This is a genomic window from Rhizobium alarense, from assembly GCF_021555155.1.
In the GTDB taxonomy this organism is placed as follows: domain Bacteria; phylum Pseudomonadota; class Alphaproteobacteria; order Rhizobiales; family Rhizobiaceae; genus Rhizobium_D; species Rhizobium_D alarense.
This window is the reverse complement of sequence record NZ_JAKGBU010000089.1, coordinates 11397-21200: the sequence shown is the minus strand read 5'-3', so window position 1 is coordinate 21200 and position 9804 is coordinate 11397. Positions and strand designations below refer to the sequence as shown.

Below are 9804 nucleotides of genomic sequence, written 5' to 3'. Positions count from 1 at the left end.
ATGAACTGCCAGATGATGCGCGTCATCTCGTCCCCGTCGAGCTCGACGACCGGATTGACGACCTTGATCTTTTGCATGCCGTATCTCCCACGGGGCGGCGTCGTGCCGCCCCTTCTCGAATTTCCGTTCAGCGCAGGTCGCGCATGTGGCTCTCGACGCTGCGAAGATGGCGCCGCATCGCGTCGGCCGCTCCTGCGCCATCCCGGTCCGCGATCGCTTCGACGATGCGCGCATGTTCCTCGAAGGAATGATGATCCGGCGGCGGGCGCACCGGCGTGTCGCGCAGCCGGCCCCAGGTCACGGCACGGCGCACGGCATTCAGCGTGTCGAGAAGGCCGAGAAGCAGCGAATTCTGCGACGCCTCGCCGATGGAGCGGTGCAGGCGGTTGTCCCATTGCTCGTAAAGCCGCCAGGTCGGCGCCTGCTGTGCCTTCAGCATGCAGCCGCGCAACTCCGCAATCTGGCTTGGCGTGGCGTTGAGCGCGGCGCAGCGCGCCACCTCCGGCTCGAACGCGATGCGGGCGCCCATGACTTCCAGCGGATTGGTCCGCTGCACCATGGCGTTGATGTCGGCGACGGTGTCGATCGGGCGCTCGCCGGTGAACGTCCCCTTGCCGACGTGACGCCAGACGACGCCCTCGGCCTGGAGCGTTGCGAGGGCCTTGCGCAGCGCACCGCGACCGACATCGAGGAACTCCGCAAGCTCGCGCTCCGGCGGCAGGCGCCCGCCGTCCGGCAATTGCGTCGTCGCGAGAAAATCCCGCACCCGCAACAAGACCGCGCTATCCGTGTTTTCAATCATCGCACGTCAGAACCAATTCATGATTGGTTTGCTTATATTCAACGAATTGAAGCCTGTCAACGCTCTGCGATCACCGCGCGCGCGGAATTTTTCTTGTTTAAAAACAATATATTAAATCAATTAACATCTTGGCGTCCGAGAAACCCTTCGCGCTGCAACGCAATTCATCGATTGACACAACCGCATATTAATGAAGAATTGGTTTACGATTGGGTTAGGAGGTAACCCGATTTTGGGAGGAATGAGAATGAACATGTTTGCCAGAAAAATGAGGGCATCCGCCGCCGCTGCCGCATTCTGCCTTTCAGCCACCATTCCCGGATTGGCTCTCGCGGACCCGATGCGCATCGCCTTCGGTGACATCGCCACCGTCGAATCCCTGCATCTTCTCGCCGCGATAGAACGCGCGAAGGAGAAAGGCGTCGACGTCGAGGTCACCTTCCTGAAGAGCGAGGACATTGCGGCCCAGGCCGTCGTCAGCGGCCAGGCCGATATCGGCATCGGCGGCCCCTATGCGCTGCTGCAGAAGGTGAAGGCGCCGATCCGCATCTTCCTGCAGCTGTCCAAGCTGCAGTTCTATCCGGTCGTCAATTCCGAGTTCTACAAGGACTGGAAGGATCTCGACGGCCAGGAGATCGCCGTGCATTCGCGCGGCTCCGGGACGGAAGCCATCATGCGCCTGATGGCCGACAAGAACGGCATAGCCTATGCCAACATCTCCTATGTGCCGGGCGCGGAGGTCCGGACGGGAGCACTGCTGCAGGGCAACGTCAAGGCGACGATCGTCGACTCGTCCGGCAAGCGCATCCTGGAGAAGGAGGCTCCGGGCAAGTTCTTCTTCCTGCCGCTCGGCGAGGTGAGCGCGACCGACGAGGCACTCTTTGCCAATACGGACTATCTCTCGAAGAACAGGGAGGACGTGGAAATCCTCGTCGAGAGCATCCTGACGACGTGGCGCGAGGTCGCGGCGGACCCGAAGGCGGCCATCGCGCTCCGCGACAAATACAAGCTCCTGCCCGATGCAACGCCGGACATGGTCGCCGATATCGGCCCCTATTTCGCGGAAGCAGCACCGGCCCTGCCCCTCAACGGCGGTGGCGAGGCCGCCGCACGCGACGACTTCGACTTCTACACGATCTCCGGCGCGCTGGAGGGCAAGGCCGCGGATCTGAAGGTCGAGGACTTCTGGGATCTGACCGCCCTCAATGCGGTGCTCGAGAAAATCGGAACCAAGTAGATGCACATGGCTGCGTCACCCCACAAGGTGAGCGCGACCGGAGGGGCCGTAAACGGCTCCTCCGGCATCGTCGAAACGCTCGCCGACTTCGCCCGGCGCCGGAAGTCCTTCTGGGCCGTGCTCTCGCTCGCAACGCTCTTCAGCGCCTGGGAAATCGCCGGCCGCGTGCCGATCAGCTTCGCCTTTCCGACATTCCTCGATACGGTCGCGGCACTCATCGAGATGACGCTCGATGGAACGCTCTTTCCCGCCTATGCGATCACCTTCCAGCCGCTCGTCATCGGCGTGGCCGTCTCGGCCGCGCTGGGCATCTCGCTCGGCGTCATCATGGGCCTCTCCGACAAGGCCGAATGGCTGCTGGCGCCGGTCTTCGTCGTGCTGCAGGCCGCACCGATGGCGGCGCTCGTGCCGCTGGTGACCTTCGTCTACGGCATCGGCCTTCTCGCCAAGACGCTGGCCGTGGTCATGCTCGCGCTGCCGGTGATCGTGCTGAACTCCTACAAGGCGGTCCGGCACGTGAACCCGTCGCTGGTCGACATGTGCCGCTCCTTCCAGGGGACGCGGCGGCAGCAGATCTTCAAGATCATCATTCCGGACGCCGCGCCGGTGCTCTTCGCCGGCCTCCGGCTCGGCATCGCCGCCGGTTTCATCGGCGTGATGCTCGCCGAACTGCTGATCACGCCGACCGGCATCGGCGACCTCATCACCTACCACCGGTCCGTTGCCAACTACGCCCACATGTATGCCGCCGTGGCGTCGATCATCGCCGTGTCGACACTGACGCTTGCCGTCCTTCAATATGTCGAGCTGCGCTTCCTGCGCCCCGAAAAGAGGAGAAAGTGACATGGCCAGTCCCATGCCGGCCCGCGCGGCCGAACATCACGGAGCCGCCACGTCCGATGCCATCGTCGAAGTTCGCGACATCTGCAAGCGTTACGGCGATGTCGAGGCGCTTCGCGGCATCAATCTCGAGTTCGAGCGCGGCAAGCTGACGACGCTGCTCGGCCCGTCCGGCTGCGGCAAGACCACGCTGCTCAAGATCATCGCCGGCCTCGTGCCCGCGACATCGGGACAGATCCGCATCAACGGCAAGGTGGTGACCGGCCCCGGCCCGGAGCGCGCCTTCGTCTTCCAGGACTTCGCCCTGATGCCCTGGGCGACGGTGATCCGCAACGTGGCCTTCGGGCTGGAGCTCAAGGGGGTGCCGCAAAGTGAGCGCCTTCGCATTGCGCGCCACTATATCGGCGAAGTCGGATTGACCGGCTTCGAGGAGAAATATCCGCATCAGCTTTCGGGCGGCATGCGCCAGCGTGTGGGCATCGCCCGTGCCTTCTCCGTGAATGCCGACGTGCTGCTGCTCGACGAGCCCTTCTCGGCCGTCGACGAGCAGAACCGGCGCAAGTTCCAGGAAGACCTGCTGCGGCTCGTCGAGAAGGAGCGCAAGACGTTCCTCTTCGTGACGCACTCCATCGAGGAAGCGGTCTATGTGTCCGACCGGATCGTCCTGCTGTCGCCGCGCCCCGGCCGCGTCTCGCAGATCATCGAGCCCAGGATCGACCGCTCTGCCAGCCCGGACGTCATCCGGCGCGACAAGAGCTACCTCGATGTGGTCGAGGAGATCTGGCAGAGCCTCCGGCAATATGCGGAGTGACGCGTCATGACCCTTTTCGGTATCAGGATCCCCATGATGACCTCGCTCCTGTTCTGGGCGCTCGTCTGGGAAATCGTCGGCAGGACGGATGTCATTTTCCTGATCCCGCCAATGAGCGCGATCGTGTCGGCGGGCGTCGAGCTCGTCGCCACGAATTCCTGGCAGAACGCCTCGCTGGTGACGATCCGGTCCTTTATGCTCGGCATGGCGCTCGCCATCGGCATCGGCGTACCGCTCGGCATCGCCATGGGGCGTTTCAAGGTCGTCGACAACATCTTCGGCCTCTGGGTGAACATGTTCGTAAGCGCGCCGCTTTCGGCCCTCGTACCGGTGCTGATGATCCTCTTCGGTCTCGGGGAGACGACGGTCTTCGTGACGGTTTTCCTCTTCGCCGTCTGGATCATCGTGCTCGACGCGCGCGCCGGTGTGATGCAGGTGCCGCCGTCACTCGTCGAGATGGGCCGCTGCTATGGCGCATCGCCTTTCGCGATCTTCACCAAGATCATTCTTCTCTCCGCCCTTCCCGAGATCCTTGCGGGTATCCGCATCGGCCTCATCCGCGGCGTCAAGGGCGTCGTGATCGGCCAGATACTCGTTTCCGTCATCGGGTACGGCGAACTCTTCGAGCTCTATTCCCGCAGCTTCGACATGGAGCGGTTCTGGGCTCTGACAATCATCCTTTTCGCGGCGGCGATGGTGCTGTCCGCGGTGGTGGAACTCTTCGAAAAACGCATCGAATATTACGCAGGAGCGCGATAATGAACGACATGACCTCCCTCAATGCCGCCTACGTCTTCAAGCCGGCCCCCATCCCCACCCTGCCGGTCGCAGGCAGCCAGGCGCTCTTTCCGGTGCACCGCATCTATTGCGTCGGCCGCAACTTCGCCGACCACGCGATCGAGATGGGCTACGATCCGAACAAGGAGCCGCCGTTCTTCTTCCAGAAGAACCCGGACACGCTTGTGCTGCCGGGCACCGACTTTCCCTATCCGGCCGAAACCCGGGACGTGCATCATGAGGTCGAACTGGTCGTGGCGCTGAAGAGCGGCGGCGACAACATCCCGCTCGATAGGGCGCTCGACTGCGTCTACGGCTATGCGGTCGGCCTCGACATGACACGGCGCGACCTGCAGGGCGAGGCCAAGAAGCTCGGCCGCCCCTGGGAGACGGGCAAGGCCTTCGAGAACTCGGCGCCCTGCGGTCCGTTGCACCCGGTCGAGAAGGTCGGGCATCCGACCGAAGGCGCCATCTGGCTGAAGGTCAACGGCGAACTCCGCCAGAACGGCGACCTCAACCAGATGATCTGGAAGGTGCCGGAAATGATCGCCTATCTCTCGCGCCTCTTCACGCTCAAGGCCGGCGACCTGATCTTTGCGGGCACGCCGGCCGGCGTCGGGGCGATCGTCAAGGGCGACGCGATGGTTGCCCGCATCGCCGGCGTCGACGAGGTGACCTTCAAGGTTGCGTGACATTCCAGTGGCGCGCTCCGGCGCGCCACTCCCCTCCCGACTTTCTCTCCACGGAACGACTGCAATGCCGGTTTCCCTGACCGTCGTGACGACATTCGCCCTCGTGCTCGGCCTCGTCGGCTGCCTCTCCGGCTTTCTGGCCGGGCTGCTCGGCGTCGGCGGCGGCATCATCATCGTGCCGGTGCTCTATCACGTTCTGGCCTTCTTCGAGGTCGATGCGGCGCTGCGTGCCCACATCGCCGTCGCCACATCGCTCGCAACGATCATTCCCACCTCCTTCCAGTCGATCCGCGCGCACCACGCCCGCGGCGCCGTGGACATCCGGCTCCTCCGTTTCTGGGCGCCATTCGTCGCGATCGGCGTGGTGATCGGCGTTCTGGTCGCCGCCTACGCCCCGGGCCAGGCGTTGACGGCCGTCTTCGGCTGCGTGGCCGCAATCGTCGCCGCCTACATGCTCTTCACGCGGGAAGGCTGGCATCCGATTTCGGCGCTGCCGGCCAGACCGGGTCAGGCCGCGATGGCGGCCGGCATCGGAACGATCTCGACGCTGATGGGCATCGGCGGCGGCACGCTGACCGTGCCGACGCTCAGCATCTTCAGCTATCCGGTCCGCCGTGCCGTCGGAACCGCCTCCGTCATCGGCCTCGTCATCGCGCTGCCGGGCACGCTCGGCTATATCATCAACGGCTGGGGCAAGGCCGGACTGCCTGTCTATTCGCTCGGCTATGTCAATCTCGCCGGCATGATCGCCATCGTGCTGACGAGCCTGTGGTTCGCTCCCCTCGGGGCCCGGACCGCACATACGATCGAGCCCCGGACGCTTCGCAAGCTGTTCGGGCTGTTCCTCGCCATCACATCGGCGAAGATGCTCTACGACCTCTTCTGATCAACGCGCGCAAAGCGTGGCGCCAGCTGCGGACATTACGGTTTCAGGCGCGCAAAGACTTCCGGTGGCGCCTCGTTTTCCAGCATCAGGTCCCGCATCAGCGTCGCCATCCTGGCCTCCGCCCGCCCGTCATAGAGGGGTGCTCCTGGCCGGGATCGTGCGCGAGATCGTAGAGGCGCGTGTCGTTCTCGAGCATCGCGCCCCCTGGCGGCACGACGTCTTCTTCCAGATTTCCGAGACGGAGACCGGCCGCGCTCGGATGCCTATCGCGAGAGCTATCTCTACGATCTCGACAACAACCCTTACGAGATGGTCAACCTCGTCGCGTTGACCTCGTTCCGGGCGGTAGCCGACGACCTGAAGTCCCGGCTGCTGACCTGGATCTGCAAGGTGGAGGACAGGCGCGAGCCCGAGATCCGCGACGCCAATCCCCGTTTCCCGCGCCGGTATCGATTGCATGCCAGCGACCTGATCGGCGCAGCCGACCGCGAACGCGACATCGACCCGATCGCGTGAGCCGGCGGCAGGCGCCGGCAGGCTACATCGTCCAGAGAACGGAAAGCGGCGCGGCCTGCAATTTTTCGCCGAAGGGTGTCACGCGGTCGTGGTCGTGCAGAACCAGTCCGCGGACGAAGCGGTCGCCGACGGCCTCCCGCAACTGGCGCAATCCGCGGAAATCGTCAGCCCTGACCGTTGCCGACGCCTTTACCTCGATGCCGACGATCCGGCCGCGCCGGTCTTCGATCACAACGTCCACCTCGTCCTGGTCCTTGGTCCGGTAGTGGGAAAAGGACATGCGGCGGTCCGACCAGGATGCAAGCTTTATCAGTTCGGAAACGACGAACGTTTCAAGCAGCGGGCCGAAGCGGGTCCTGTTTGGCCGCAGGGACTCCACCTCGTCTTCGCGCAGGCTTGCGAGCAGACCCGTGTCCAGAAAATGCAGTTTGGGCGTCTTTATCAGCCGGCTCAGCCGGTTGTTCGACCACGGCGGCAGCGTCCTGATCAGGAACAGGCGTTCGAGGATCGCGACATATTTCTGCGCGGTCACGCTGGAGAGGCCCAATGCCGTGCCGAAGCTGCTGTGGTTGACCAGCTGCCCCGCATGTTCCGCGAGGACGTCGAGGAGCCGCGGCATGCGATCGAGCTGATCGATATTGGCGATGTCGCGCACGTCGCGATCGAGGATCAGCGTGATGTAGTCTTCGAGCCACGCGGTGCGCCGCCCCGGCGTTGCTCTGCGCAGCGCCTCCGGATAGCCGCCGCGCAGGACGGTTTCCAGAAGATCATCGGCAAGGACGCCGCTCGCTTCAACCGTCGGTTCCTCGCCTTCGAAAAGGCGATCCAGGAGCCGGCCTGGCGTATCGCGGATTTCCGATTGTGCGAAGGGCAGCAGCGGTATCACCGCCATTCGCCCGGCCAGCGAATCCGCGATGGCCGGGACGGTGGCCAGATTGGCCGACCCCGTCAGCAGGAAGCGACCCGGCGTATCGTCGCGGTCGACGCTTTCCTTGATCGCCAGCATAAGCTCCGGTGCACGCTGCACCTCGTCGATGACCGCACGGCTGAGGCCGCGAACGAAACCGATCGGGTCCGTCCTGGCGGCATTGAGTGCGCCCGCGTCGTCCAGCGTGATATAGGGACGCTCGGGACCGGAAAATTGTCGTGCAAGGGTGGTTTTCCCGGCCTGCCGTGGTCCCGCGATAAGCACCACGCGCGTATCGCCGAGCGCGGTCTCGACGAGAGGGCGAACCTTGCGTTGAACGAGTGTTTTCGGGCGATATGCACCAATCATTCGTCTGATATTAATTCACTGGCCGTCCAATTTAAAGAAGATAATCGTCCGAATTAAATTCAACCTTTCACATGATCGGTGACCTGCGTCCATTCCAGTCTCAGGCAAGCCAGCGCGCATACCCATGACGAGCCTATTCCCGCCGGATATCACTCTCGCTGACGCTGGCCGGCAAAATTAAGTCGATTTCGATCAACGACCATAATCCTGGATTTTGCGAATGAGCACCACCATTTCCTCCCTCAGCGTTACCCAGATCAAGTCGCTATCGACGGCATCGGTTGCGGCCTGGACGACGGAAGACGTGGCGTCTCTTTCCACCCAGCAGATCAATGCGCTGTCTTCAGCTCAACTCGCCGCCCTGGACACCGAAGACGTCGATGTTCTCAGCAGCCGGCAGTTGGGCGCGATTTCGCAGGCTGCCATCGTCGGCCTGACACTGGACCAACTGGCCGTTCTCGACAAATACGACATCGAAAGCCTGAGCACCACCGCAGTTGCAAGACTCACCGCCACTCAGATTTCCGCCTTCTCCACCGTACAGGCGGAGGCCCTGACCGAAGCTCAGGTGAAGACGCTGAGCACCGCACAGATTGCCGCCCTGGGAGCCGACGACATCGCGACGTTCACGACGGCCGATATGGCGGCGATCAGCAGCCGGGCGGTGACAGGTCTCAGCACGCAAGCCCTCGCAGCGCTGACCACCGCCCAGGTCGCGGCGCTGGACACGAGTGCGGTCGCGAACCTGACGACAAAACAGGTCGCGGCCTTGACCACCGCACAGACGGCGGCGTTGTCCGCCGCACAGATCAATGCGCTGACCTCGAAGCAGCTCATGGTCCTGAGCACGGAGAATGTCGCGGTCCTTTCCACCGAACAGATCGCCGCGCTCAGCACCTCCGGCGTCACCGGCCTGACCACCGGCCAGGTCCAGGCCTTGTCCACCCTTCAGGTGGAGGCGCTGTCCGCTACGCAGGTGAAGGCGCTGAACTCGACGCAGCTTTCGGCCATGGCGGCAGACGACCTGGCGGTCTTCTCGACCGCCGATATCGCCGCAATCGCCAACAGGGCCGTTACCGGCATCAGCACCAGCGTTCTTACGACACTCTCCTCCGATCAGATCGCCGCCTTGAGCACCGGCGCGGTTGCGACCCTCTCAACGTCACAGGTCACGGCGCTGTCCACCGCGCAGGCCGAGGCCTTTTCCTCCGCGCAGGTCAAGGCACTGAGCTCGCTGCAGCTCGCAGCCCTCGGAGTCGACGACATCGAGACGTTCTCGACCGCCGATATCGCCGCGATCACGAACAGCGCCGTTGCGGGCCTGAGTACGGATGCGATTGCGGCGCTGTCCACCGCGCAGGTTGCCGCGTTGAGCACGGGCACGACCGCAAGCCTGACCACCAAGCAGATTGCGGCGCTGACGACGGACCAGGCAAAGGCGCTGTCCACCTCCCAGATCCTGTCGCTGACCTCCAAGCAGGTCGCGGCCTTCAGCACGGACAACGTCGCCGCCCTGTCCACCAGCCAGATCGCCGCCTTCAGCACGGCCGGCGTCATAGGCCTGAGCAGCGCGCAGATTGATTCCCTGTCCACGGCCCAGGTCGAGGCCCTGTCCACGTCGCAGGTGAAGTCGCTGCGCTCGGCGCAGCTTGCCGCCCTCGACGCGGATGACATTGCGACATTCTCCACCGCCGAAATCGCGGCCATCGCCAGCAATGCGATTACAGGCCTCTCGACCGACACGATTGCCGCACTTTCGACCGCTCAGGTTGCCGCCCTGAGCACGGCCACCGTCGCGAACCTGAAGACCACGCAGATTGCGGCCTTGTCCACCGACCAGGTCGAGGTTCTGTCCACTGCGCAGGTGAGGTCTCTGACATCCGCACAGATCGCCGCTCTGGATGCGGAAGACGTCGCGACATTCTCGACGGGTGAAATTGCCGCCATCAGCAGTCTGTCCGTCGCCG

Annotated in this window: 9 protein-coding genes and 1 pseudogene; 8 read left to right on the top strand and 2 right to left on the bottom strand. The window is 63.8% G+C overall.

Features of this window, described 5'->3' with window-relative positions:
- Positions 1-127 precede the first annotated feature (127 nt).
- Positions 128-802: a FadR/GntR family transcriptional regulator gene (locus LXM94_RS21645; protein WP_235773551.1), complete on the bottom strand. Its 675-nt coding sequence runs from the start codon at positions 800-802 to the stop codon at positions 128-130.
- A 247-nt stretch (positions 803-1049) separates the two neighbouring features.
- On the opposite strand from LXM94_RS21645, the gene LXM94_RS21640 reads away from it, so the two are divergent.
- The 7 genes from LXM94_RS21640 to LXM94_RS21610 all read left to right on the top strand — a co-directional run bounded on the left by LXM94_RS21640 (position 1050) and on the right by LXM94_RS21610 (position 6561).
- Entirely contained in the window at positions 1050-2039 is a 990-nt protein-coding gene (locus tag LXM94_RS21640) for an ABC transporter substrate-binding protein (protein ID WP_408015678.1), read from the top strand.
- The gene (locus LXM94_RS21635; protein ID WP_235773549.1) at positions 2040-2882 is read left to right on the top strand and encodes an ABC transporter permease; all 843 of its coding nucleotides are present in this window, start codon (positions 2040-2042) and stop codon (positions 2880-2882) included.
- A 1-nt stretch (position 2883) separates the two neighbouring features.
- On the top strand, positions 2884-3690 hold the full coding sequence (locus tag LXM94_RS21630; protein ID WP_408015677.1) for an ABC transporter ATP-binding protein: 807 nt from the start codon (positions 2884-2886) through the stop codon (positions 3688-3690).
- A 6-nt stretch (positions 3691-3696) separates the two neighbouring features.
- A complete protein-coding gene (locus tag LXM94_RS21625) occupies positions 3697-4449 on the top strand; it encodes an ABC transporter permease (protein ID WP_235773548.1) in 753 nt (250 codons plus the stop codon).
- Entirely contained in the window at positions 4449-5159 is a 711-nt protein-coding gene (locus LXM94_RS21620) for a fumarylacetoacetate hydrolase family protein (protein ID WP_235773547.1), read from the top strand. Before LXM94_RS21625 ends, LXM94_RS21620 begins: the two co-directional genes overlap by 1 nt.
- Before the next feature lie 64 nt (positions 5160-5223).
- Positions 5224-6045 (top strand): sulfite exporter TauE/SafE family protein, encoded by an 822-nt coding sequence (locus tag LXM94_RS21615; protein ID WP_235773546.1) that lies wholly within the window; start codon positions 5224-5226, stop codon positions 6043-6045.
- 309 nt (positions 6046-6354) lie between these two features.
- On the top strand, positions 6355-6561 hold the full coding sequence (locus LXM94_RS21610; RefSeq protein ID WP_235773545.1) for a hypothetical protein: 207 nt from the start codon (positions 6355-6357) through the stop codon (positions 6559-6561).
- A 22-nt stretch (positions 6562-6583) separates the two neighbouring features.
- On the opposite strand, the gene LXM94_RS21605 is transcribed toward LXM94_RS21610, so the two are convergent.
- A complete protein-coding gene (locus LXM94_RS21605; protein ID WP_235773544.1) occupies positions 6584-7837 on the bottom strand; it encodes an ATP-binding protein in 1254 nt (417 codons plus the stop codon).
- A gap of 220 nt (positions 7838-8057) precedes the next feature.
- Here LXM94_RS21605 and LXM94_RS21600 point away from each other — a divergent pair.
- Positions 8058-9804: pseudogene (locus tag LXM94_RS21600) on the top strand (hypothetical protein); the annotation flags it as partial.

Bases quoted from the DNA above. Each gene is read 5' to 3' on its own strand.
- LXM94_RS21645 (WP_235773551.1), bottom strand. From the start codon at position 802: ATGATTGAAAACACGGATAGCGCGGTCTTGTTGCGGGTGCGGGATTTT.
- LXM94_RS21640 (WP_408015678.1), top strand. From the start codon at position 1,050: ATGAACATGTTTGCCAGAAAAATGAGGGCATCCGCCGCCGCTGCCGCA.
- LXM94_RS21635 (WP_235773549.1), top strand. From the start codon at position 2,040: ATGCACATGGCTGCGTCACCCCACAAGGTGAGCGCGACCGGAGGGGCC.
- LXM94_RS21630 (WP_408015677.1), top strand. From the start codon at position 2,884: ATGGCCAGTCCCATGCCGGCCCGCGCGGCCGAACATCACGGAGCCGCC.
- LXM94_RS21625 (WP_235773548.1), top strand. From the start codon at position 3,697: ATGACCCTTTTCGGTATCAGGATCCCCATGATGACCTCGCTCCTGTTC.
- LXM94_RS21620 (WP_235773547.1), top strand. From the start codon at position 4,449: ATGAACGACATGACCTCCCTCAATGCCGCCTACGTCTTCAAGCCGGCC.
- LXM94_RS21615 (WP_235773546.1), top strand. From the start codon at position 5,224: ATGCCGGTTTCCCTGACCGTCGTGACGACATTCGCCCTCGTGCTCGGC.
- LXM94_RS21610 (WP_235773545.1), top strand. From the start codon at position 6,355: ATGGTCAACCTCGTCGCGTTGACCTCGTTCCGGGCGGTAGCCGACGAC.
- LXM94_RS21605 (WP_235773544.1), bottom strand. From the start codon at position 7,837: ATGATTGGTGCATATCGCCCGAAAACACTCGTTCAACGCAAGGTTCGC.